The 22,824-nt window shown below is 65.0% G+C and carries 19 protein-coding genes and 4 tRNA genes; 6 read left to right on the top strand and 17 right to left on the bottom strand.

Annotated elements, in window-relative coordinates; all coding sequences use genetic code 11:
• The 15 genes from G453_RS0114490 to G453_RS0114420 form a co-directional block, all read right to left on the bottom strand.
• On the bottom strand, positions 1–503 hold a 503-nt coding region (locus tag G453_RS0114490; protein WP_027191638.1), incomplete at its 3' end, for a GTP-binding protein.
• Between the two features lie 73 nt (positions 504–576).
• Positions 577–652: transfer RNA gene (locus G453_RS0114485), tRNA-Thr, on the bottom strand.
• 35 nt (positions 653–687) lie between these two features.
• A tRNA-Gly gene (locus tag G453_RS0114480) sits at positions 688–764 on the bottom strand.
• A gap of 60 nt (positions 765–824) precedes the next feature.
• Positions 825–910: transfer RNA gene (locus tag G453_RS0114475), tRNA-Tyr, on the bottom strand.
• Between the two features lie 11 nt (positions 911–921).
• Positions 922–997 (bottom strand) — tRNA-Thr (locus G453_RS0114470).
• A 145-nt stretch (positions 998–1,142) separates the two neighbouring features.
• Entirely contained in the window at positions 1,143–1,778 is a 636-nt protein-coding gene (locus G453_RS0114465; protein ID WP_043645867.1) for a hypothetical protein, read from the bottom strand.
• On the bottom strand, positions 1,775–2,452 hold the full coding sequence (locus G453_RS0114460) for a 4Fe-4S dicluster domain-containing protein (RefSeq protein ID WP_027191636.1): 678 nt from the start codon (positions 2,450–2,452) through the stop codon (positions 1,775–1,777). Before G453_RS0114460 ends, G453_RS0114465 begins: the two co-directional genes overlap by 4 nt.
• The gene (locus G453_RS0114455) at positions 2,449–4,578 is read right to left on the bottom strand and encodes a molybdopterin-dependent oxidoreductase (protein ID WP_027191635.1); all 2,130 of its coding nucleotides are present in this window, start codon (positions 4,576–4,578) and stop codon (positions 2,449–2,451) included. Before G453_RS0114455 ends, G453_RS0114460 begins: the two co-directional genes overlap by 4 nt.
• Positions 4,579–4,583: 5 nt before the next feature.
• Entirely contained in the window at positions 4,584–5,192 is a 609-nt protein-coding gene (locus G453_RS24245) for a cytochrome c3 family protein (RefSeq protein ID WP_084502365.1), read from the bottom strand.
• Positions 5,193–5,369: 177 nt separating this feature from the next.
• On the bottom strand, positions 5,370–6,812 hold the full coding sequence (locus G453_RS0114445) for a mannose-1-phosphate guanylyltransferase/mannose-6-phosphate isomerase (RefSeq protein WP_051272450.1): 1,443 nt from the start codon (positions 6,810–6,812) through the stop codon (positions 5,370–5,372).
• Positions 6,813–6,831: 19 nt separating this feature from the next.
• On the bottom strand, positions 6,832–7,368 hold the full coding sequence (gene rfbC, locus G453_RS0114440; RefSeq protein WP_027191633.1) for a dTDP-4-dehydrorhamnose 3,5-epimerase: 537 nt from the start codon (positions 7,366–7,368) through the stop codon (positions 6,832–6,834).
• A 199-nt stretch (positions 7,369–7,567) separates the two neighbouring features.
• Positions 7,568–8,437, bottom strand: a complete 870-nt coding sequence (gene lipA / locus G453_RS0114435) for a lipoyl synthase (RefSeq protein WP_027191632.1) — start codon at positions 8,435–8,437, stop codon at positions 7,568–7,570.
• Entirely contained in the window at positions 8,427–9,083 is a 657-nt protein-coding gene (lipB, locus tag G453_RS24240) for a lipoyl(octanoyl) transferase LipB (protein ID WP_043645865.1), read from the bottom strand. Before lipB ends, lipA begins: the two co-directional genes overlap by 11 nt.
• Positions 9,070–10,242, bottom strand: a complete 1,173-nt coding sequence (locus G453_RS24235; protein ID WP_051272449.1) for a small ribosomal subunit Rsm22 family protein — start codon at positions 10,240–10,242, stop codon at positions 9,070–9,072. The genes lipB and G453_RS24235 overlap by 14 nt, the downstream gene beginning before the upstream one ends.
• Positions 10,232–11,779, bottom strand: a complete 1,548-nt coding sequence (locus G453_RS0114420; protein ID WP_027191631.1) for an ASKHA domain-containing protein — start codon at positions 11,777–11,779, stop codon at positions 10,232–10,234. The genes G453_RS24235 and G453_RS0114420 overlap by 11 nt, the downstream gene beginning before the upstream one ends.
• Before the next feature lie 440 nt (positions 11,780–12,219).
• Here G453_RS0114420 and G453_RS27315 point away from each other — a divergent pair, with 440 nt between their 5' ends.
• The 5 genes from G453_RS27315 to G453_RS0114395 all read left to right on the top strand — a co-directional run bounded on the left by G453_RS27315 (position 12,220) and on the right by G453_RS0114395 (position 18,000).
• Positions 12,220–12,861 (top strand): C40 family peptidase, encoded by a 642-nt coding sequence (locus G453_RS27315; RefSeq protein WP_156920943.1) that lies wholly within the window; start codon positions 12,220–12,222, stop codon positions 12,859–12,861.
• Positions 12,862–13,012: 151 nt separating this feature from the next.
• Positions 13,013–14,035 carry a hypothetical protein gene (locus tag G453_RS24225; protein ID WP_051272447.1) on the top strand — a complete coding sequence of 341 codons (1,023 nt, stop codon included), beginning with the start codon at positions 13,013–13,015 and terminating at the stop codon, positions 14,033–14,035.
• Positions 14,036–14,054: 19 nt separating this feature from the next.
• Positions 14,055–15,233 carry a histidine kinase dimerization/phosphoacceptor domain -containing protein gene (locus G453_RS24220; protein WP_051272446.1) on the top strand — a complete coding sequence of 393 codons (1,179 nt, stop codon included), beginning with the start codon at positions 14,055–14,057 and terminating at the stop codon, positions 15,231–15,233.
• A gap of 83 nt (positions 15,234–15,316) precedes the next feature.
• Complete coding sequence (locus tag G453_RS0114400; RefSeq protein ID WP_027191629.1) at positions 15,317–16,876, top strand: sialidase family protein; 1,560 nt, start codon at positions 15,317–15,319, stop codon at positions 16,874–16,876.
• Entirely contained in the window at positions 16,873–18,000 is a 1,128-nt protein-coding gene (locus G453_RS0114395; protein ID WP_027191628.1) for an acyltransferase family protein, read from the top strand. The genes G453_RS0114400 and G453_RS0114395 overlap by 4 nt, the downstream gene beginning before the upstream one ends.
• A 134-nt stretch (positions 18,001–18,134) precedes the next feature.
• Here G453_RS0114395 and G453_RS26475 read toward each other — a convergent pair whose 3' ends face one another.
• Positions 18,135–18,755, bottom strand: a complete 621-nt coding sequence (locus G453_RS26475; protein WP_051272445.1) for a hypothetical protein — start codon at positions 18,753–18,755, stop codon at positions 18,135–18,137.
• Between the two features lie 649 nt (positions 18,756–19,404).
• Here G453_RS26475 and G453_RS0114385 point away from each other — a divergent pair.
• Entirely contained in the window at positions 19,405–21,585 is a 2,181-nt protein-coding gene (locus G453_RS0114385) for a glutamine synthetase III family protein (RefSeq protein WP_027191627.1), read from the top strand.
• A 433-nt stretch (positions 21,586–22,018) separates the two neighbouring features.
• Here the strand turns inward: G453_RS0114385 and G453_RS0114375 are convergent, their stop codons facing one another.
• On the bottom strand, positions 22,019–22,435 hold the full coding sequence (locus tag G453_RS0114375; RefSeq protein WP_027191625.1) for a secondary thiamine-phosphate synthase enzyme YjbQ: 417 nt from the start codon (positions 22,433–22,435) through the stop codon (positions 22,019–22,021).
• Between the last annotated feature and the right edge of the window lie 389 nt (positions 22,436–22,824).

The raw sequence follows: 22,824 nt of genomic DNA, 5'->3' as shown, positions 1-22,824 counted from the left end.
ATGTCGTCGCCGGGGTAGCCGTACTTGGTCAGCAGCTCGCGGACTTCCAGCTCGACCAGCTCCAGCAGCTCGGGATCGTCAACCAGGTCGACCTTGTTCAGGAACACCACCAGGTGGGGCACGCCGACCTGACGGGCGAGCAGGATGTGCTCACGGGTCTGGGGCATGGGGCCGTCGGTGGCCGCGACCACCAGGATCGCGCCGTCCATCTGGGCAGCGCCGGTGATCATGTTCTTGATGTAGTCGGCGTGGCCGGGGCAGTCCACGTGCGCGTAGTGGCGGTTCGCGGTCTGGTATTCCACGTGAGCGGTGGCGATGGTGATGCCGCGCTCTTTTTCCTCGGGAGCCTTGTCGATCTGGTCGAAAGCCACGTACTCGCCGAAGCCGCGCAGGTGCGAAAGCTTGGTGATGGCGGCGGTCAGCGTGGTCTTGCCGTGGTCGATATGACCGATGGTGCCGATGTTGACGTGCGGCTTATTGCGCTCGAATTTGGCCTTACCCATGGTAATCCCCCTCAAAGGTCGTCTTTTAGTGTGGCTGCCGCCAGCTTGATCTTGTTTTTTGGACTTGTATGTATGGAGCCCACGACCGGATTTGAACCGGTGACCTCTTCCTTACCAAGGAAGTGCTCTACCGACTGAGCTACGTGGGCCTTCTCAATGAAGCGAGGCCGGTGGGGACGTGACGTGGAGCGGGAAACGGGACTCGAACCCGCAACCCTCAGCTTGGAAGGCTGATGCTCTAGCCAATTGAGCTATTCCCGCGTCATATCCGCAGTCCGAACGACGATATAACCGTCTCCTGCGCTTCTTACAATCAACTCGTGGTGGTGGGGGGTGGATTTGAACCACCGAAGGCTGACGCCGACAGATTTACAGTCTGTTCCCTTTGGCCACTCGGGAACCCCACCATCTTTTTTCCTGGAGCTGGCGAAGGGACTTGAACCCGCAACCTGCTGATTACAAATCAGCTGCTCTACCAGTTGAGCTACGCCAGCGCCAAGACGGCGAGAGCTAGCCCAATCTCCAGTCTAACGCAAGGGTTATTTTCACAACCCCAGCGGGATTTGCCTTCCAATCTCAAAGAGCGACGGGTTAAATGCCTCAAGTTCGTTAGCTTGTCAAGCGCCCGCAATCAATCTGTCAAAAATCTTTCTGCCGGTCCTGTGCCTGGACTGCTTCGGACGTGTCGTCCGGGATCATCCAGGCGGCGAACGCGCCGCAGGAGAGGGCAAATGCCAGAACCGCCCAGTCAATGCAAGCAGGAAATGCGATTCCGGCGTAAAAAGGCGCAAGTATTCCTGGCGAGGACATCCCCCACGCTCCCGCCGTGACCATTCCCAGCAGCGCCCCGAGCATTCGGGACATCCGCCCCGCTGCCAGGAAGAACACTCCAGAACCCAGCAGGGCCGCGCCCCCGGCACCGAATGGAGCGCACCAGACGGCGTTCGCAACAAGGAACCAAAGCCGCAGCGGCTGTCCCGCCATGGCCAGAGAGAGCACCATGACCGTGACCAGGGCGCAGGTCCCGATGAACCTGGCCCGGACAAACCCTGCCCGCCGCCCTTGGCCCGCTTTCGGCCAGTACGCGATGCAGCAGCCCATGGCCGCCAGGACCGCAAGCCACCCTGCCCTGACCGCCGCCATCCACAGGGCCGGTTGTCCGTCCGGGCCGATTGCGGCCATCCCAAGGCCCTGCGTCCACACGGGAACCAGGGCGTACCAGCCAAGCGCCGCCAGCAGCACGGCGGCAAGCCAGGGCAACATGCGGGTCGTCATTTTCCGCCTCGCACCCAGGCGCGACTGGTGACGTAATGCACCTGCGGCCCGGTCCCCTGCTGCGCCAGGAGGACGAACGCCTCGCGCCCCCGCAGCAACGCGGCGATTTCGCCGAATTCGATGGCTCCGGTTGGGCAGGCCTGGACGCAGGCGGTGACGAATCCACCCGGTCCATCCTCCCCCTGCGCGCCGGAGACGCCGCAGTTGCCCAGCACAAGCCGGTGCGCGCAGAAGGTGCACTTCTCCACCACGCCCTTTGGCCGCACCGAGGCAAACGGCGTAAGCGTGGCGTCCATGCCTCTTGGCCAGGACGGGTCCGTCCAGGTGAAGCGGCGGACTCCGTACGGACAGGCCTTCATGCAGGCCCTGCACCCGATGCAGCGGGCCGCGTTCTGGCTCACGATACCGCCCTGCCCGCTTTTGACCGTGGCTCCCACCGGACAGGCCACCACACAGGGCGGACGCTCGCAGTGCATGCAGGGTTTGGGCAGAAACACCATGTCCGACTCGGGAAAGGCCTGGCCGTTCACTTCGCGCGACACCGTGATCCAGTCTGAGTCGCGCCCGCCCTGCTGCGGCGGGATGTTGTTCTCCAGGCGGCAGGCGCTCTGGCAGACGCCGCACCCGGTGCAGCGGTCCAGATCGATGACCATGCCCCAGACCACGCCGCTCATATGCGCTCCAGGCTGACCCGGCAGGCGGCCCAGGTCGCGCGTCCGCTCAGGGGTTCCGGGGTGGTGGCCGTCACACGCTGGGCATTGCCGCCCGGCTCGCCCTCGTGCTGGCCAAGGCCCAGAAGCAGGGCCACGTGTCCGTCCATGACGGACTCGTCCAGATCCACCAGGGCCTCCATCCGTCCGGAGGGACCGGCCAGACGCACCCTGTCGCCCTGCCTGACGCGAACCTGCCGGGCCGTTGACGCGTTCATACGGGCCACGGACATCGCTTCGCGCGCCTCGTCTTTCCGGATAGCTGTGAGGCTCTGGAGCGGGACGCCCATGCCGGGCGCGCCGGTGCGCTGGCTGGACTGCAAAGCCAGCGTGCACGGCAGGGAAAGATCGATGGCAGCCGGAGCCGTGGCCTTGGCCAGAAAGGCCGCCCCGCAGGACAGCACCGGGGTCGGGACGGGCTCGGGCCTGCTCCACAGCGCTCCCTCCGAGAGGACCTTCCACAGGTCGGCCTCAGGCGCTGGCTGGGGCGTTCCGGCCAGCACCTGCCAGGGCGCGACGCGCCCGGACACGTAGCCTCCCAAGCCTTCCAGCAAGGCGACCCGTTCACGGAGCATCTGGCGGAAGGAGGAATATTTCAGCGGACGTCTCAGGCGCACAGACAGGTCCAGAAGCACATCCCCGGGATGGCGCGCATCGGCCCCGGCCCTGACCAGGGGCCGGGCCAGTCCGTAGGTGGAGAAGGCCAGCCCGTACGGCGTCTCGGCGTCGTCCCAGCGCTCCAGGGGCATGGGCGCGGGCAGCACCAGATCGCACATTTGGGCCGAGGCATTGAGAACAGAGGTGAATGCTGCCCGGAATCCGGCTTTTTTCATGGCCCGGACAGCCAGATCCGTGCAGGGCAGCCCCGCGGCGGGGTCCGTTTCCATGAGCAGCAGCACCTCAGGTGCCTGGGCCAGCCCCAGGGCGATCTCCTTGAAGCGCTCCGGAAGCCCCACGGCGCTGGCCCGCGCGGCTGCGCACTCCCCTGCCCCCGCTGTCACATATACGCCGCCGGGACGGTTCACGCGTCCGGCCAGCACCGAAAGCGCAAGCCCCGCCACCATGGGGGCCAGTCCTGCGCCCTGACCAGCAGGAGAACCCGGCACGGCCAGCGCCCCTTGGGCAATCTGCATGGCTACCAGCCGGAGCGCCTGAGGAGGCAGCCCTGTCTCGCGCTCCACCTCGGCAGGTCCGAACCGCTGGCGCACCAGATCGAGAAATTCGCGCAGGTCCGGTATCCCGGCTGCGTCCCCGGCCACACGGCCCAGGTCCGCCAGATGCCAGGCCAGGCCCAGAGCCAGGTGGGTCTCGCGTCCACTGGCCAGGGGCAGCCACTCCTGGCAGAGGGCCGCGCTCGCGCCGCGAACCGGGCCGAAGAAGCAGGAAAACGCCTGCGCTTTCTGCCCCCAGGTTTTACGAAAATGCACAGACGCAGGCATGGAGTCGAACGCGTCGGCCCCCAGCAGCACAAGGCCGGAAGCATTATCCAGGTCGTATCCGGGCTGGCCTGTGCCGCCCATGAGGGCCAGCGCGGCCCGCGCCGTGTCCGCCTCGCAAGGCATGCGCCCGTATCCACCGGGGCCGCCTCCGTCTCCAAATCCGGCCATGAACTCAGCCAGCAGGTTCTGAAGCGTTCCCTCGCGTGCCGGACCTACGGCCAGCACTCCCCCGCCCGCCGCCTTGAGCCGCTCAGTCAGCAGTTCCAGGGCCACGGCCCAGGACACGGGCTCAAGCGCTCCGGTTGCGTTCCGCTTAAGCGGTCCGGCCACGCGGCGGGGATGATACAGCGAGTACGCCTCGGCCTGTGCCGCCGGGCTCAGTGCGCCCCGGCTCAGGGGATGCTCCGGGTTGCCGCGCACGATGAGCGGGCGGCCCTGCGCGGCCAGCACGGTGATGCCGGGCGCGCCGGGACAGGCGAGGCTGGTTGTCGTGGCTTCGAGAAGCTGCCCCTTTGGCAGCGAGGCCAGCCAGGGCGGGTCCTGGCTCTGGCGGGTCAGGTCGCGCGCCAGACGCCAGGGAGCGGGGCTTAGCGCTAGTCCTGCCGCCAAGCCCGCCGATATGCCCAGAAATTCCCTGCGTCCAAAGCCCATGCGCCCTACCTGTGGCACGAGACGCAATCCACGGACGCCGACTGCTGCCGATGGCAGGTCTGGCAGCGCTCCATGGACATGGTCCAGTTGCGGTAACCGGAAATCCGGTCCTGTCTGAGTTCGGGATAATCCTGTCGGGACATGTCCGGGTGGCAGGCCGGGCAGCCGAAGCGCAGATGCGGCCCATGGTCGAAGAGCACATGGTCCGGCTGGCGCGCCAGGGACAGCCAGGGGACGGCCTTTTTGGCGCGCACGTACTCCACCACCAGCTTGTCAGCCTCTTTCTCGTCCTCGGAGCGGCCCCCGGTGGGCTCGGCGTGGCAGGAGGCGCACACGCCGATGTCCGGGAAGCCGTTGAAGGCCCCGCCTGGGCCTGTGAAATGGCAGGTCCGGCAGGCCACGTCCTGTTTGGCGTGGACGGAATGGCTGAAGCGGATGGGCTGGGTCAGGACCACCGAGGCGAGCCTGGGATAGCCGAGCCACCCGGCAGCAAGCCCTGCCATCAAGCCCAGGACCGCGCACAGCGCCAGGAGCTCGCGGGAGCCGCGCCGGAAACGTCGCGCCGCGCCCCCCGTGCCCGGGGTGCTCGCGGCGCGATCCTGCATTACAGACATACGGGGCTCATGCAAAGCTCATCGCCAGCCGCCAGCCGAGCAGCGGGGCGAGTCGGCAACAGGATGGGATAATTGCGGATTCCAAAGGGCGCAGCCCTTTGGCCGCCGGAGGCGACCTCCGACTGCAAATATTGCAAGTCCCTCATACTTATCTGCAAATCACCCAGGCCGCCTGGCTTATGTCTCACATCCGGGCTTCTTGTTGCGCCCGTAGACGTCCTCGAAGCGGACGATGTCGTCCTCCTCCAGGTACGGCCCGGTCTGGATCTCGATGATCTCCACCGGGACCTTGCCGGGATTGGACAGCCTGTGCGTGGCGGTCTTTGGGATGTCGATGGACTGGTTCTCGGTGAGCAGCATTTCCTTGTCGTTCACCTGCACCAGGGCCGTTCCCGACACCACCACCCAGTGCTCGGAGCGGTGATGGTGCATCTGCAGCGACAGCTTGCCGCCTGCGGGCACTTCGATGCGCTTGATCTTGTAGTGGGGGCCGCCCTCCAGCACGGTGTAGCTGCCCCAGGGTCGGCGCACCGTGACGTGGGCGTTGACCAGCTGGCTGCCCTCGTCTTTCAGCGCCGTGACCAGATCCTTGACCTTCTGGGACTCGCTGCGCGGGCAGACCAGGGTGGCGTCGCGGGTCTGGACCACGATCATGTCTTCAAGGCCCACGCAGGCCAGCTTCCCCCCCTGGGAGATGAGCAGGTTGTCCCGGCAGCCCTGGGCCAGCACGTCGCCCTGCACGGCGTTCCCGCCCTGGTCCTTGTGGCCCATGCGGTAGATGGCCTCCCAGTTGCCCAGGTCGTCCCAGTCGAAGCGCGCCTCCACCATGGCCTGTCGGGCCATCTTCTCGACAACCGCGTAGTCCACGGAGATGTCGGGCAGGCCCGCGTAGCCGCAGCCGAGCGGAGCCTCCTTGCGGCGCTCCCACCAGTCCCAGAACACGGGCTGAAGGGTGCGCACCGCGTCCAGGAAGGCCTGGGCGGAGAACACGAACATGCCGCTGTTCCAGTAGTATTCGCCGCTTTGCAGATAGGCGGCGGCGGTGGCCGCGTCCGGCTTCTCCACGAAGGAGCGCACGTCGAACGCGCCGGGGCCGAGGGGCTCGCCCTTGCGGATGTAGCCGTAGCCGGTCTCGGGCTTGGTGGGCTTGATGCCGAACGTCACCAGGCGTCCGTCGCGGGCCAGGGGCAGCGCGTCGGCCAGGGTGTCCAGCCAGCCGCCGTTGGATTCGATCAGGTGGTCGGAGGGGAACACGGCCACCAGGGCCTCGGGGTCCTGGTCCACGATCTTGTCCAGGGCCAGGAGGATGGCCGGGAGCGTGTTTCTGCCCATGGGCTCGGCCAGCGCGCCCTTTTCCAGGGCCGGGTTGACCTCGCGCAGCTGGCCCCGGACCTCGAAGACGTGCTCCTCGTTGGTGACCACCCAGACGTGTCCGGGATCGAAAGCCTCCAGGGCGCGCGACACGGTGCGCTTCAGGAGCGTCTGCCCGCCGTCCAGCGACAGGAGCTGCTTGGGCAGCAGCGTACGCGACATGGGCCAGAGCCGGGTGCCGGAGCCTCCGGCCAGAATCACGGCGTGGCAGGGGGCGAACAGGTCCTTGCGGTCAGGGGAGCCGGTCATGTTAGCCTCTCGTGTGGGTTCAGCCTTCGAACTCGAAGGGCGACTGAAAATCCTTGAAGCGGCCCTGCTGGGCGTCCTTGGGAGACAGGATGGGGTTGGCGACGCCCCACTCGATGGCAAGGTCCGGATCGTTCCAGGCGATGCCGCTGTCGTGGGCCGGGGAATAGACGTCGTCCACTTTGTAGAGGAACTCCACGTCGGGGGTCAGCGTCAGGTAGCCGTGAGCAAAGCCTTTGGGCACAAGCAGTTGGAGAAAATTCGACTCGGAGAGCACGAAGGATTTCCACTGGCCATACGTCGGGGAACCCCGGCGCAGGTCCACCACCACGTCCAGCACTTCGCCGCGCGTCACGCGCACCAGCTTGGTCTGCGCCCTGGGCGGATTCTGGAAGTGCAGGCCGCGCAACACGCCCTGGTTGCGCGAGAGCGCGTGGTTGTCCTGGATGAACGCAAGCGCCAGGCCCTGAGCCTCGAACGTGGCCTGATTGTAGCTCTCCATGAAGAAGCCCCGGTCATCCTTGAAGACCTTGGGGGCATACAGCCAAAGTCCTGGCATGCCTGTAGCCTGAAACCCCACTGCGTCACCTCCTCGTGATGCTGATGAAACTGTCGGTTTGTATCCCATACGCCTCCTCCCGGCAACCGGGCCGGGGATGGAAACACGGCGGGCGAAACGCCTGTGCGGCACGTAACCGTGCATTTCGGAATCGACACGCGCGGCCACCGCCGCAACCGTACGGCGCGCAGCCGGGAAGCTACGCGCCCAGGAGCGCCTTGGCGTCGTGGCTTGAGCGGACAAGTGGCCCGCAGTACATCACCGGGATGCCCAGCCCCCGGCCGAGTTCCGCGATCTCATCGAACTCGGCGGGCTCCACATAACGCACGACCGGGAGATTGCGCCGCGACGGGCGCAGGTACTGCCCAACGGTGACCATGTCGCAGCCCACCCGGGCCAGATCTTCAAGCACCCGCGTCAGCTGTTCGCGCGTCTCCCCGAGGCCCAGCATCAGCCCGCTCTTGGACTTGACCGGAGAACCCGCCTTCGCGAAGGCCCGGACCCGCGCCAGAAGCTCCAGGCTTTGTTCGTAGCGCGCCTGGGGACGCACCGTGGAATAGAGAGCGGGCACGGTCTCCAGATTGTGGTTCAACACGTCAGGCGCGGCGTCCAGCACGGCGGCCAGGGCCTGCGCGTCGCCCTGGAAATCAGGGATGAGCACCTCGACAGAGGCCTGGGGCAGCTCGCAGCGCACGGCACGGATGGTCTGCGCGAACAGCTGCGCCCCGCCGTCCGGCAGGTCGTCGCGGGTCACGGAGGTGATCACCACGTGCTTCAGGCCGAGTTTTGCGGCTGCGGCGGCCACGCGCTGCGGCTCGTCCGGGTCGGGCGGACCTGAGGGCGAACCGGGCGTGATGTTGCAGAACCCGCAGGAGCGGCTGCACACGCCGCCTAATATAAGGAATGTGGCCACGCCCTTGCCGAAGCACTCGGCCATGTTGGGGCAGCGGGCCTGGCGGCAGACGGTGTGCAGCTCCTGCCCGGCCACTACCGACGCGGTGCGGGAGAACTCCTCGCCCTGGGGCGGCTTCACCTTGAGCCAGGCGGGAAGACGCGGGCTACTGTTCATTGTCACGGCCTCGCGCGCCGTCCAGGAAGGCCCGGACCAACGCGTCTTTCATGGTCTGCATGTCCGCCTGTGCGGCGGGTTTTCCCAGCCGTTCCAGCTCCAGCGCGGCGGAGGTCATCTGTACTCCGGGCAGGCCGCAGGCGGTTATCATGGAAAAGAGCGACAGGTCCGGCCCCACGTTCAGGGCCAGCCCGTGGTAGCTCACCCAGCGGCGAACGCCGACGCCAACGCTTGCGATCTTGCGCGGCCCGACCCACACGCCGGGGCGGCCCGGCGAGCGCCCGGCCTCAATGCCGAGTTCGGCCAGCGCCGTGATGGCGGTCTGTTCCAGGGCGTCGAAAAAGCTCTTCAGCCCGCCCGGCCTGCCGGACAGACGCGTCACCGGATAGAGGACCGCCTGCCCCGGAAAGTGGCAGGTGACGCTGCCGCCCCGGGTGGCCTTGGCGCAGTCGATGCCCTGGGCGCGAAGCTCGTCCGGGCTGAAGCGCAGGAAAGCCTCGCCCCCGTGGCGGCCGAAAGTGACCACCGGGGTGTGCTCCAGCACGAACAGGCGCTCTTCCCCGCCGTCCAGGACATCCTGCACGGCGGCTTCCTGCAGCGCCAGGGCCTCGGCAAAGGAGATCAGCCCGAGATCAACGACCCGCATCGCCGCGTCCGTCCCGGATGGGCGTAAGCCAGGTTCCGGTCTTGGCGTCGCGCTGTTTGGGCGCGGGCAGCCCGGCCTCCAGAAGCGCGCCGGACACCATGCCGCGCGGCGCTGCCGGGAAGGTCAGCAGGCGAAGCCCGGTGTGGTCGCAGGCGTAGGCCCCGAGCCCGGTGGGCAGCGTGAAGCGGTGCGACACCACGCGGGAGCGGGCTTCGTCGTAGCGCGGCTCGGCGGCGCTCATATGCATGAAGCTCAGGCTGGCGCGGTCCTTGTCCAGGCCGGAGACGCGCGTCAGGTTGGTCAGCCACTCGGGCGCGCCGTCTGACGGGAACACGAAGTGGCACCAGGAGCGCCAACGCGGGGCCAGCATGGGGCACGGCTCGGCGTGGGTGCAGGGAGCCAGGGGCGAGAGCCCCTCCTCCAGGAGCATATCGCGCAGGCGCGACAGCAGCTTGCCTCCCAGGCGCGTGCCCGGCTCCACCAGTAGCAGGCGCGCATCGTGGGCCATGCGCCCGGTGAGCATCTCGGCCATGCGCTCCATGGCGTGGTGGCCCTCCTCGCCGCGCCCCCTGGACAGCTCGTTCAGGGCGTTGGCTGCGGCCACCACCTGGAACGGCCCGCCGGGGGCCTTGTGGGCCGGGGCCTGCACGATGTCGATGGTCCAGTTGCGGCCAGCCTCGCCGGTGAGGGCGTCGAAGAGCGCAAGGCCTGCACGCATGGCCTGACCGGTCTGGTCCACGCAGACAAGGCGCAGCTTGCGCTCACGCAGGTGGGGCCTTGCGAGCCACAATGCCTGGGCCAGGGTCAGCGGTCCGCAGCCCAGGTCCAAAAGCGAGTCGCCGTCCTTCAGGTCGAAGTTGAGTCCGGTAAGCAGGCGAGACAGGCGGTAGATGTTCCAGGGCAGGAAGTAATAGAGGTATGCGGACAGGTTGGCCGGGTTGGCCAGATAGTTGGTCTGGGGACCGGGACCGCGCTCTGCGGTCAGGGCCAGGGAGAGGCGCTTCACGTCCTGGGGCAGGCCCGCGCGGTGCTTTCCTTTAAGAGGATGCACAGAGTCCAGCACCTTGCGGTAGGCGACCAGGGCCTCGGCCAGGGCGGGAGCGGGCTTGGAAAAGAGCGGCACTGCGTCGCGCAGGATGCCTGTATGGTCATCGGACATGGGAAAACCTCATGGAATCAAGATACATCGTCTGAAAATCGGGTACGGCAACCACGTCGACCAGCTGCGTCCTGGCCGCAAGCCCGCCGAGCCAGCGCCGCACGTCCTTCCTGCCTGCGGCCAGACAGGCTCCGTCCAGGGAGGAATTGCCAACGGCCCGGACAGTGCCCGCGCCGCCCGGAGGCAAAAATCCCAGGACCTCGAGATCGGGCGACGATACGTGCTCCCCGAGCGAGCCAGCCAGCAGCACGGCGTGCAGGTCGGAAAACGCGAGGCCCGCCTCGGCCAGTAAAATTTTCACGGCGGCTCCGAAAGCGGCCTTCACCTTCAGGAGCGCTTCCACGTCGGAAGCGAACAATGCGGACCCGCCCACATCCAGGCAGGGTTCGCCGTCCTCATCGCCAAGCCCGGCCAGCACCCGCGCAGCCAGCGGCGACGCGGCCCCGCGCTCGAACCGTCCGCTTGGCGAGACCACCCCGAGCGTGATCAGACGAGCCAGCAGGCTCACGTAGCCGGTGCCGGATATGCCCTTCACGGACGCGCCCGAAGCGCCGGCAGCATACAGCACCGGTTCTAGGCCGCGAGGCGAAAGGCCAAAAGCCACTGCCGCGCCCGGTCCGGCCAGCATGCCCCGGCGCATGCCCACGCCCTCCAGCGCAGGCCCCATGGGGACGCTGGCAAGCAGGAAGCGCCCGTCCGGCAGCGCCAGGGCGAATTCGCCGTTGGTGCCAAGATCTGCCAGCAGGTAGGGAGGCGTGGGTTTGCGGTCGGAAAATTCCAGGGCGGCCAGTCCGGCGCTGATGTCGCCCCCGACAAAGGGCGCGGGCAGCGGCGGGATGTAGACCTGCGGGAGCGCCTCGTCAAGGGTCGCCACGGCGTCCCCGGGCCAGTCCACGCGGTAGGGCGCGGCAGAAAGGCCGGAGACGTCCAGGCCCAACGCCAGAGAGGTCATGCAGGTGTTGCCCGCCAGGCAGATGCTCTCCGGAATGCAGCCGACGTCCTTTATTATAGTGAAGACGGCCTGGGCTGCGGCCTGCCGCAGCCGCGCCGCCCCGTCGGGATGCGCGGCCAGGGCCAGGCGCGACATGACCTCAGAACCGGCCCCGAGCTGCGGGTTGTGGAAGCTGCCGGACAGCACGCGCGAGCCAGACTCGAAACGCCAATGTATTGATGTGGTGCCCAGGTCGATGCCGAGATGGCCCCCCGGACACCCGCCGGACAGCGTTTCCGGCAGGAGTGTCGGCGGCGCCAGGGCTGCCTCGACCGACGATCCCGGCGTCGGCTGGCGCACGCAGGAGAGCCTCCAGCCGCGTTCCAGACGTTCGGACGAGATGCGCTGCAGTTCGACCGGGAGCGGCTCGGGCGGGTCAGTGATGAAGCGGACCTGGCACAATCCGCACCGCCCTGCTCCCGAGCAGAGCGGGCGAGAGGAGAACGCCCCTGCGAGATAAAGATGCTGGGCCAGGGTCAATCCCCCCCGCACGGGCGACAAGACCTGTTCGCCTCCCCCTTTGGGGGTGATCGAAAATGTGTTCATGGCAGGCTCGCAGGATGCGTTCAGCCCCGGAAAAGCGCAAGCAGTTTCCCTATCGGGGCGTTTTTAGAACAAATATATATTCCTATCACAAGCAGTTAAGAATGCAACAAAACTTTGTCATTTCATTCAGGGTGTTTAGGAGAAATACCGAAAAATCCCCCGAAAAACTCTGGACATAAATTTTCCCTGTGACTAGAAATCGACCTCACGGAAGGACACCAGCGAGGCTCCCGGCAGGGTTTGTGATCCCCATTCACGCCGCCCCCGCACACGCGCTCATCCGGTAGCGAGCATGAATCTCGCCGGGCGCGACACACGAAAGTCCCTCCGAATGCCCTGAGAGTTTTCGAATGAACTAATAAGCCGCACGTGCGGTTAGATCTGGATTCGTATCGAAACTGTCCGAATCGGCCAACAATGAACAAGGAGACGAGGAAGAGATGCCACGCACCACACCCCTTGCCCCCTGGATGACCGTACGCACCATGCTGGTGCTCGCCATCCTGCTCACCACCACCGCTTGCGGTTCAAAACAGTCTGCCTCCCGTCAAAACCTCGCTGAAAACGCTGCCGCAACCGAAGCCGCCGCAACCGAATTCGAACCGACCTCGCCGTTTCTGCACTTCACCGGTGCGAAATTCTGCGCCCTGCCCGTGCCGAGCGTGGTGGCTGGTTCCAAGAATCCCTTCGAACTCACCGGTTTCACCGGCAGCAAGCACGACCAGCGCCTCGTCACCCTGGCCTTCAGCCAGATCGGCACCCTGTACCGCTCCGGCGGCACCGAACCCGGCACCGGTTTCGACTGCTCCGGCTTCACCACCTGGGTGTACAGCAAGCTCGGCGTGAACCTGCCCCGCAGCTCCCGCGAGCAGTTCCAGGAAGGCAAAGTGATCGCCAAGGCCCAGCTCCGCAAGGGCGACCTGGTCTTCTTCGGCAACAAAAAGCGCATCACCCACGTCGGCATCTACCTGGAAGACAACAAGTTCATCCATAGCTCCAGCTCCGGCGACACCGTCAAAATTTCCAGCCTGGACGAACCCGTATGGGAGCGCAAGTACACGGGAGCACGCAGGGTCTTCTAGACCCGGTGCACGGCGGCACATCCTGGCCAATTCCAGCGATGCCGCCTTCCGGTTTCTCAAGCTCAAGGGCGGAAGCGGCATGCTCCCGCCCTTTTCTTTTGACGGTCCATCATATAGGGTATTAAAAATTCAGTGTGACGGACTCAGCGTTATGCCCACGCCTAAGAAGAGCAGGAAAAAATCCCCCCAAGCCAAGTTGGCCACGGCGTTCGTCGCGGGGATAGCCTTGCCGGTCTGCCTGGCCGCCGGTTGGCACGCGGCCTACGGACAGCAGGACGTTCCCCCGGCCTCGCAGGCCCGGCCTGTGCGAGCCACCCAGGCTTCCCTTTCCCAGGATTCCGCCGGCCAGACCGCTTCGCCTCTTCCCCATGAGGAGCTGGCCCAGATGCGCGCCATCTTCCAGCAGGGCGTACGCAAACCCACCATCGACCGACTGGAGCGAACAAAGAAAATGTGGGCCAGCGCGCCGAAGATACAGCAGATCCTCGAGCAGCGCCGCCAGCGCCTGGAGCAACTGGATCAGGCCTACTTCGACTTCGCCCGCAAGGACGTGGCTGCCCAGATGGCCAAGGCGGGACTGAGTTTCTCCGGCACCCAGTATTTCGCCTACGCCGACCGCAACCCGCAGACACAGTTTATTCTTGTGGGCCTATACGACTCAGCCAGCGACCGCATCGAGTTCCTTGGAGCAGACCTCATCTCCTCGGGGAACATCGAGAAGGGCGGGGACTATTTCGTCACCCCCACCGGGGTCTTCGAAAACGCCCTGGAGAACTTCTCCTACCGCGCCATGGGCACCCCCAACCAGGACGGATGGCGCGGCCTGGGCTCCAAGGACAGCCGCGTCTGGGATTTCGGCGACCAGAAGAGCCTCAAGAAATACAAGGCGGGCGAGACCATCAGCCAGATGCGCCTGCTCATGCACTCCACCGACCCCGACAAGGGCGAACCCCGCCTCGGGAGAACCGACTCCAAAGGCTGCGTGCGCATTTCCCAGGGACTCAACAAATTCCTGGACACCTACGCCATCCTGGACCGCAACTACGAGGAATGGGCCAAGACCCGCCCCGACTCGTGGCTTCTGAAGAAAGACCGCAAGCCTGTGACGTATCCAGGCCGCTACCTCATCATCGGGGACTCAGCTCCGCAGATGCAGGCCCAGGCCAAGCCCTGACTCCCTCATGGAGACGCATGTGCCAACGACCGCAGGACTCGGGCAGCGCAAGCTGCGGATTCTCTGCGTCGATGACGCAGCCGCGATCCGCAGGGCTATTGCCGCCTATCTCGGAGACCTGGGACATACCGTGGACCAGGCCCAGGACGGTACGGTCGGGCTGGAACGCATCAACGCAAACACATACGACGCCGTCCTTCTCGACCTGGCCATGCCCGGCATCTCCGGGCTGGACGTCCTTCGAACGGTGTCGCTGTCGCACCCGCACCTCCCGGTGATCGTCATTTCCGGCACCGGGGCCATCCAGGACGTCATCGCCGCCCTGCGCCTGGGTGCCTGGGATTTCATCACCAAGCCCATCGAGGACATGGCCATCCTGGAATACGCCCTGGCCAGGGCATTGGAGCGCGTCACGCTCATCAGGGAAAACCAGCTCCACCGCGAGCGCCTCGAAGCTCTGGTGCGCAAACGCACCGCCAAGCTGCGCGCCGAGATAATCGAACGCCAGACCGTGGAAACCGCACTGCGTTCCTCCCTCTCCGAAAAGGAGGTCCTGCTCAAGGAAGTCCATCACCGCGTCAAGAACAACCTCCAGGTGGTCACCAGCCTGTTGTCGCTCCAGGCGTTGCGCTTCGAGGACCCGCTGCTGTCCGCCGCCTTCCAGGACAGCCAGGCGCGGGTCAGGGCCATGGCCCTGGTTCATGAGAAGCTCTACCGGTCCAAGGATCTGTGCCGGATCGATTTCGCCAGCTATCTGAGTGAACTGACCGTCTTCCTCATCCAGGCGTACAGCCCCAAGAACCTGAGCGTCACCCCGGACATCCACAGCGAGGAATTCTACCTGTCAGTGGACAGCGCCATCCCCTGCGGACTGATCCTGAACGAGCTGGTCACCAACAGTCTCAAGCACGCCTTCACAGGGCGCACCACCGGCATTATCCGCCCCCACGCCTGGACTGAAAACAACCATGCGGTCCTGTGCGTCAGGGATAACGGTGTAGGCCTGCCTCCTGGCTTTGACGTGAACCAGGCCGATACCCTTGGCCTGCAACTTGTCACCAACCTCGCCCGCCAACTCCACGGCGGCCTGGAAGTTGAGACCGGCCCTGAGGGGACCGCCTTCACGATCCGTTTTCCTCTGCCGGACAACTTGTCCTGCGGCCCTCTGGACGACTCACTCGCCTCCGCCAGCGCCTGACACGCTCCCGCATTCCCGGCATACTCCGAAAGCTTTGACATCGCGCATTATTGCAGGCACGTAGACAGCTTGGAGGGCCTGCAATGCCAAGCATTTCCGACGACTTCTCCCGGCATGTGGTCATTGATTCGCGGCCTGGGCATTACATCTGCTTCCCCGACGTGCGCCGCACCGGCGACGGACGCCTTCTCTGCGTCTACCGCCAGTCCGACCAGCACGTGGCCAGCCGGGCCGACCTGCTGTACTCGTCCAGTCTGGACCTGGGCAAAACCTGGAGCCCGCCGCGCTATCTGAATCCCGCCGTCGGGCATTGCGCCAGGATCACCCTGCTGGAGGACGCGCGAGTGCTGGTCATCGACGACCACTCCCAAAACCAGTTCTGGAGCCTGGACCACGGCGAAACCTTCAGCCGCGCCCCCTACACCGGCGCGTACATGCCCATCCCCGACCGGGTATTGCAGATACGGCCCGATCATTTCCTGACCACCGCGCACACCCATCGCGGCGAAGTCGGCTCGCCCAAGATCCGCCAGGCTCCCTCTGAGCAGCTGGTCTATGCTTCGGGCAACCAGGGGCGCACCTGGCGTCCCTATTCCGTGCTGGCCTTTGATCCCAATCTCGTGCTGTGCGAGGCCTCCATGACCACCCTGCCGGACGGCAGGCTCCTGGCCATCCTGCGAGAGAACTCCTTCGTCTTCGAGCCCATGTACATATGCCTCTCCGAGGACCAGGGAGCCACCTGGAGCCTGCCCAGACCGACGCCCATCGCGGGGCATCGCCCCACCATCGGGGTCACCCCGTCCGGCAGGCTGCTGGTGACCTACCGCAACGTGGGGCCCGACGGCGGTACCGCCGCGTGGCTGGGCAGCTTCGAGGACCTCGACCGCGACTACGAGGTCCACGGCCTGCACCCCGCGCCGGACAATCCCACGCTGACGCCGCAAGGACTGCTCATTGAGAACGAAGCGGGGCTGGACCGCGCGGTGCGTTACGCCCTGCGCCCCATGACCGATCCGGAACGGGCCAGAGCGCAACTCAGCGCAGAGGTGCTGGTGGAAGAAGCCCAGGAAAAGGCCTGCGCCATTCATTTCGGCGGCTGGTGGCGGCTTCAGCCAGACAGCGTCCTTCCTCCGGCCAAGGACGCCGAGCCCCTCCCCGTGCCCAAGGGACAGCCGCTCTCCATCACGCTGCGCTACACGCCGGGTAGCGTGGAGGCCGTGGTCAACGGGGAACCGGCCGGGACATACCCGGCGGACAAGCTCCAGGCGGAGACCCGCGCGGCGCTTTTCGGCAACGCGGCCACCAAGGAGCTAAACGGCGGCAGGCACCTGTGGCGCAGCGTGTCCTACGCCATCCAGGAACCGCGCTACGAGCGAGACTACTCCTGGAACTGGACCCACGACATGGGGCATCCCGACGCCTACGTCCGCGCCCGCGTTCTGGAACTGGCCAACGACCGCAGCGCCAACTCCGGCGACTACGGCTACTCCGGCTGGGACGCCCTGCCCGACGGCAGCTATTTCTGCGCCTACCACCATGGAGGCGGCGACCAGCCGGACTATCAGCCAAGCCGGAGCAGTCACGTGCGCGGCACGTGGTTCTCCGATTCCGACTTCGAACCCCTAACCCGTGAGGCCCCATGAGTACCCAAGCACCCGCCAAAAAGAAGACGCTGGGCCAGATAGAGGTCATGCGCGTCATCGCCATGACCGGAATCTTTCTGTATCATCTCTGGTCCGACGTTCCCAAGGCAGGCACCGAGAACCCCATGGGACCGGCATTCGGAGCCATCCTCAGCCAAGGCTGGCTGGGCGTGATCCTCTTCAACATCGTCACCGGCTTCGTGCTCACCCTGCCCTTCGCAGGTCCCACGGGCAGGCCCGTTCCCGGCTACCTGGACTTCCTGCGCCACCGCCTGCTGCGCATCTGTCCCAACTACTACGTCAGCCTCCTGTTCTGGAGCGTGGTCGCCCTGGTCATGGGCAAGGCCGGGGCCGACTTCGTCAGCTCCTTCCTGCAGCACGTGTTCTTCGTGCACACGCTCAATCCAGCAGTTTTCTTCGACATCGTCCCGGCCTACTGGTGGATGGGCCTTCTGGCGCAGTTCTACCTGGCCTTCCCCCTGCTCTTCAAACTGTTTACGAGACTCGGCCCCAAGCGTGCAGCACTGTGGCTGTGCGGCGGCTGCTGGGTGTTCTGGGCGATTCTCGAGGTGCTGGCCAAGGCCATGCCCGGCTCCATCTTCGCCATGGGCAACTACCTGTTCTATTTCAACCTGCCCTTCCGTTTGGGCGAGTTCGCCCTGGGCATGTTCCTGGCCTGCCTCTGGCGCGACCCTGCCGCCAACCCGGTGCTTGGGCAGGGTCTGTCGCTCGGAGCGGCCTTCGGCGGCAAGCGCAGGGCTGCCTGGGCCGGACTTATCGGGCTCACGCTCTGGGGCCTGCTGTTCGGCATCCCCGGCCCGGTGCTGCTGATTACGCACATGTACTGGCTGTCCGTGGTCTTCTGCGCCGGAATGGTGATCTTCTTCTCCGACACCATGGACCGCTTCGGCACCTGGGGTCCGGTAGCCAAGTTCGCTGCCGCGTCCTACAGCATCTACCTCATGCACCAGCCCATCCTGGGGTATGCAGCCGGATGGACGGTCCCCCACATGGAGCCGTTCCCGGCGTTCATCTTCCTGACGGGCGTCTGCGGCCTGCTGTCCGTGTGGTCGGCGATGGTGGTCGATTCCGTCGTGGCAAAGATCAACGCCAAGATCGGCTGAGGCAGATTTCGGAGCACAAAGTCCGAACGGACAATATGAAACGCCCGGCCCTGCTTGCATGCAGGACCGGGCGTTTTCCCGTTCAGGCGCGTCTTCTTCGCCGCGTCTGTAAAAATCGGAAGAGTGGAAAGCGCTCAGGCCGCGCGCGCCCCGGCCACTCCCGAAACAGCGCAGATGTGAACCGGCCCGCCATGGGCGCGAACTGGCTGCGTCAACCCGGCCAACAAGGCGTCCATCTCGCCGGGACTTCCGGGCATGCCGATCACGCCGAGGTGGGGCAACAGCAGGGAATATGCCTTGAAGGCGTAGGTTCGAAGCGGTGTCAGCACGTCTGCCCGGCGCGTGCGGAAAGGGTCTTCGCCCATGGAGCAGGAGCGCCCGAACACCACAAGCTGCCTGCACGACAAGAAACGCATGGAATAGGCGGCGCAGACGCCGTCCACCAGAAGCGGACAGCCCTCCTCGCCGCCTTCGTCCGGCCCGTTTCCCCAAAGGCGGTCCAGCGCAGCTAGGCTGCGCGGGGACGATTCGCGCTTCAGATGCCACGCGGCCCCGGCTATTTCCAGGGAGGTGGCCGCCATGTGCCTGGAGGAGCAGCAACCCGCGCATTGCTCGCGGCAGGCCGGAGCTTCGCCGCGCACGGCAGACTCGTGCCGGATAGCCAGACGGACGCCCACGTCCATGATTGCCTGGGCCTTGATGAGGCTCGGCAGCCAGAGGTGCGTCAAAGAGCTGTCGGGCGATGCGTCGAACATAAGCAAATCCTCCGTTCCAGGTCGTTCCCTGGGCATTCTGCGAGCTATGAAGCAATCTTCGTTCCAGCCCCGGGGGCAACTCTCGGATCATCGGGCAGGCGCGGCCGCTTCGGAGCGTGCGTCCATGCCGGAAGCGTGGCGGTTGCACGTTTCGCGGGCTACGACGCCTCATCCTCCCATCTGCGATTTTTAGCGATTACCGTAAAAATCGGCATTTTAGTCCGGACGGGCAATTTATTGAAATTTTGGGGAGACAAAGCCGGAAATCAGCTCTCGGACAGGCCCGGCAGGCACTCTGGAGCAACCCGGAACCCTCATTTGTCGAAAAAAGAACCTCACGAGGCAGATTTTCCACTTTTGCCGTCTTTACTTTTTCAATCGACCAATTTACATTATTGAAAATGCAGACAGCGAAAGAAGGAGCACGACGCCTGATGGCCTCAAGGGATCCACGCATTCCACAATTTTGCGCCACTCACGCGCCCTGCTCGCCGGCAACGCTCCTGCACAGCCTTTTCGGACGGGTCTGCCAAGCGCCCACGCGCCCTGGCGGCTCCCCCTGGAACACTCCGGCTTCGCGGCCCTCTTGCCACGCAGGAATGGCCGCGTCACACCATCTCGAATCTCAACCCATTATGGAGATCGCCCTATGAGTGGAATCAAGGCTCGCCTGGACGCCATTTCGGCCATCATCAATTATCAGCCGGCTCACGCGCCCCTCAACTTTCACGACACCAAGCCCACCGACGTGTTCGGCTCCAACGTCTTCAACGACAAGGTCATGTCCGAGCGTCTGCCCAAGGGCGTGTACAAGTCCCTGAAGAAGACCATCGCCTTCGGCGAGAAGCTTGATCCCTCTGTTGCCGACGTCGTCGCCAACGCCATGAAGGACTGGGCCATCGAGAAGGGCGCCACCCACTTCACCCACGTGTTCTATCCCCTGACCGGCCTGACCGCCGAAAAGCACGACGCCTTCCTTGTCCCCGACGGCAAGGGCGGCGCGGTCGCGGAATTCTCCGGCAAGATGCTCATCCAGGGCGAGCCCGACGCCTCCAGCTTCCCCTCCGGCGGCCTGCGCGCCACCTTCGAAGCCCGTGGCTACACCGCCTGGGACGTCACCAGCCCCGCCTACATCTACGAGAACCCCAACGGCACCTTCCTGTGCATCCCCACCGCGTTCGTCTCCTGGACCGGCGAGGCCCTGGACAAGAAGACCCCGCTGCTGCGTTCGCTCCAGTCGCTGAACAAGCAGGCCAAGCGCGTGCTGAAGCTGTTCGGAGTCACCACCAAGTCGCCCGTGACCTCCTTCGCCGGCGCCGAGCAGGAATACTTCCTGATCGACCGCAACTTCGTGTTCTCGCGCCCCGACATCCTCATCTCCGGCCGCTCGCTGTTCGGCGCCAAGCCCGCCAAGGGCCAGGAGTTCGAGGACCAGTACTTCGGCGTGGTTCCCCGCCGCGTGATGAGCTTCATGATGGAAGTCGAGCGCGAGCTCTACAAGCTGGGCGTTCCCGTCAAGACCCGCCACAATGAAGTGGCCCCCAGCCAGTTTGAAATCGCCCCCATCTTCGAGTCGGGCAACCTGGCCACCGACCACAACCAGCTGGTCATGACCACGCTTCGCACCGTGGCCAAGCGCTACGGCATGATCTGCCTGCTGCACGAGAAGCCCTTCGCGGGCATCAACGGCTCGGGCAAGCACCTGAACTACTCCCTGGGCAACGCCGAACTGGGCAGCCTGTTCGATCCGGGCGACACCCCCCACTCCAACGCCCAGTTCCTGGTGTTCTGCGCCGCCGCCATCCGCGCCCTGCACAAGTACGGCGCTCTGCTGCGCGCCACCGTCGCTTCCGCCTCCAACGACCATCGCCTGGGCGCCAACGAAGCTCCCCCGGCCATCATGAGCGCCTACCTGGGCGAGCAGCTGGCCGACGTGTTCGAGCAGATCAAGAAGGGCGAAGTGAAGGGCTCCAAGCAGAAGGGCGTCATGCACATCGGCGTGGATACCCTGCCCCCGCTGCCCATGGATCCGGGCGACCGCAACCGCACCAGCCCCTTCGCCTTCACCGGCAACCGCTTCGAGTTCCGCGCCGTGGGCTCGTCCCACTCCATCGCCGGAGCCCAGGTGGCCCTGAACGCCATGATGACCGAATCCCTGGACTACATCGCCACCGAACTCGAGAAGCTGGGCAAGGTCAACAAGACCCAGTTCAACGAGGGCGTCCAGAAGGTTCTGCAGAAGATCATGCAGGAGCATGACGCGGTCATCTTCAACGGCGACGGCTACTCCGACGCCTGGCACCAGGAAGCGGCCAAGCGCGGCCTGCCCAACCTGAAGACCACCCCCGAAGCCCTGCCCGTGCTCTCCAGCAAGGAAGTGGTGGAGCTCTTCACCAAGTACGGCATCTTCTCCGAGGCCGAACTGAAGTCCCGCCAGGAGATCTACCTGGAGCAGTACGTGAAGACCCTGGCCACCGAAGGCAACCTGGTTGTCCGCATGGCCCGCACGGTCATCTTCCCCGCCGCCATGCGCTACCAGGGCGAACTGGCCGGCGCCTGCGCCAACCTGAAGGCCATCGGACACGACTTCAAGATGGCTACCCTGGAAGACGTGACCGCCAAGCTGCGCGCCATGCAGGCTGAAGTGGACAAGCTGGAGAAGCTCCTGGATCACGAAGGCGGAGACACCCTGGCCCACGCCAAGTTCATGTGCGAGAAGGTCCTGCCTGCCATGAACTCCGTGCGCTCCTACGCCGACGCCCTGGAAGCCGTGGTGGCCGACGACCTGTGGCCCCTGCCCTCCTACCAGGAAATGCTGTTCATCCGCTAACGCGGACGACGGCTCATCGAAACACGAAGGCCGCTCCCGGAAGGGGGCGGCCTTTTTTCATGGTATCGAATGGAGCTTTCGGCTTGATGCGCAAGGCCATCCGGACTGTAAAGTTCTCCGGCATGTGTTGGGAGTCCATACAGGACAAGCGCCCCCCGGAAAAGCCAACGTACTGTAATAACAACGAATATCTAGAGGCCCAACCTTTGCACGGCTGCATCCGACACATGGGAGGCACCATGACACTGAAGACCCTCGTCCTTCTGAGTATGATCGCGGTCGTGCTTCTTACATGGAAGGCCAACGGCTATATCCCGTAATGCGACACGACCTCCTCGCATCGCGGCCAGATGGCGCGCCGAGAAAACCTGGCCATATCCCATCACGGCGTCCGTATGCGCCAGTTCAGCCGCCAGCATGACAGGACCTTCGCCTACTCCCCTATTATCTTGACCAGCACCCGCTTTTTCCTGCGCCCGTCGAACTCGCCGTAGAAGATCCGCTCCCAGGTCCCGAAGTCCAGTCGCCCCTCGGTGATGGCCACCACCACCTCGCGCCCCATGATCTGGCGCTTCATGTGGGCGTCGGCGTTATCCTCGCCCACGTTGTGCCTGTAGCCGGAAACGGGCTCATGCGGCGCGAGCTTCTCCAGCCACACCTCGTAGTCGTGATGCAGGCCGGACTCGTCGTCGTTTATGAACACGCTGGCGGTGATGTGCATGGCGTTCACCAGCACCAGCCCTTCGCGCACGCCTGATTCGCGCAGGCATGCCTCCACGTCCTTCGTGATGTTCACGAAACCTCTTCGCGTGGGTACAGTGAACCAGAGTTCCTTGCGGTAGCTTTTCATGACGACTCCCCCGGAGTGATTGTCCCGCAAACCCGGCCAGCGCCGACAAATCGGTGCTGGCCGGGTGCGGGGCGATGCCCGCGTATACCCTGCAAGGCCGAATTCATAAAGCGCATGTCCCTTCATGACCGTGCGCCCCCGGCAAGCCGTCATCAGGGCAGCTTTCCCCGAGAGTTCTCGCGTGGACCGCAAGCACACTCCGAGCACCAACACGGCACTGCCCCCCCGAGCGCATGGCACGCCGTGAGAGCATGCCCTCGCGGAGCAATTTCGCCTTCCACATGCACCGCAAGCCAGACACTATATTGTTATCAATATTTATTCACAACACCTTGCAATCACCACCCACATATACCAAGCCTTGTTTGCGCACAGGGAACTTTACGATC

The sequence above is a fragment of the Fundidesulfovibrio putealis DSM 16056 genome, from assembly GCF_000429325.1.
GTDB lineage: Bacteria > Desulfobacterota > Desulfovibrionia > Desulfovibrionales > Desulfovibrionaceae > Fundidesulfovibrio > Fundidesulfovibrio putealis.
This window is presented reverse-complemented; position numbering and strand designations above follow the sequence as displayed.

Coding starts and splice junctions, on each gene's coding strand:
- G453_RS0114465 (WP_043645867.1), bottom strand. CDS start 1,778: ATGACGACCCGCATGTTGCCCTGGCTTGCCGCCGTGCTGCTGGCGGCG.
- G453_RS0114460 (WP_027191636.1), bottom strand. CDS start 2,452: ATGAGCGGCGTGGTCTGGGGCATGGTCATCGATCTGGACCGCTGCACC.
- G453_RS0114455 (WP_027191635.1), bottom strand. CDS start 4,578: ATGGGCTTTGGACGCAGGGAATTTCTGGGCATATCGGCGGGCTTGGCG.
- G453_RS24245 (WP_084502365.1), bottom strand. CDS start 5,192: ATGTCTGTAATGCAGGATCGCGCCGCGAGCACCCCGGGCACGGGGGGC.
- G453_RS0114445 (WP_051272450.1), bottom strand. CDS start 6,812: ATGACCGGCTCCCCTGACCGCAAGGACCTGTTCGCCCCCTGCCACGCC.
- rfbC (WP_027191633.1), bottom strand. CDS start 7,368: ATGCCAGGACTTTGGCTGTATGCCCCCAAGGTCTTCAAGGATGACCGG.
- lipA (WP_027191632.1), bottom strand. CDS start 8,437: ATGAACAGTAGCCCGCGTCTTCCCGCCTGGCTCAAGGTGAAGCCGCCC.
- lipB (WP_043645865.1), bottom strand. CDS start 9,083: ATGCGGGTCGTTGATCTCGGGCTGATCTCCTTTGCCGAGGCCCTGGCG.
- G453_RS24235 (WP_051272449.1), bottom strand. CDS start 10,242: ATGTCCGATGACCATACAGGCATCCTGCGCGACGCAGTGCCGCTCTTT.
- G453_RS0114420 (WP_027191631.1), bottom strand. CDS start 11,779: ATGAACACATTTTCGATCACCCCCAAAGGGGGAGGCGAACAGGTCTTG.
- G453_RS27315 (WP_156920943.1), top strand. CDS start 12,220: ATGCCACGCACCACACCCCTTGCCCCCTGGATGACCGTACGCACCATG.
- G453_RS24225 (WP_051272447.1), top strand. CDS start 13,013: ATGCCCACGCCTAAGAAGAGCAGGAAAAAATCCCCCCAAGCCAAGTTG.
- G453_RS0114400 (WP_027191629.1), top strand. CDS start 15,317: ATGCCAAGCATTTCCGACGACTTCTCCCGGCATGTGGTCATTGATTCG.
- G453_RS0114395 (WP_027191628.1), top strand. CDS start 16,873: ATGAGTACCCAAGCACCCGCCAAAAAGAAGACGCTGGGCCAGATAGAG.
- G453_RS26475 (WP_051272445.1), bottom strand. CDS start 18,755: ATGTTCGACGCATCGCCCGACAGCTCTTTGACGCACCTCTGGCTGCCG.
- G453_RS0114385 (WP_027191627.1), top strand. CDS start 19,405: ATGAGTGGAATCAAGGCTCGCCTGGACGCCATTTCGGCCATCATCAAT.
- G453_RS0114375 (WP_027191625.1), bottom strand. CDS start 22,435: ATGAAAAGCTACCGCAAGGAACTCTGGTTCACTGTACCCACGCGAAGA.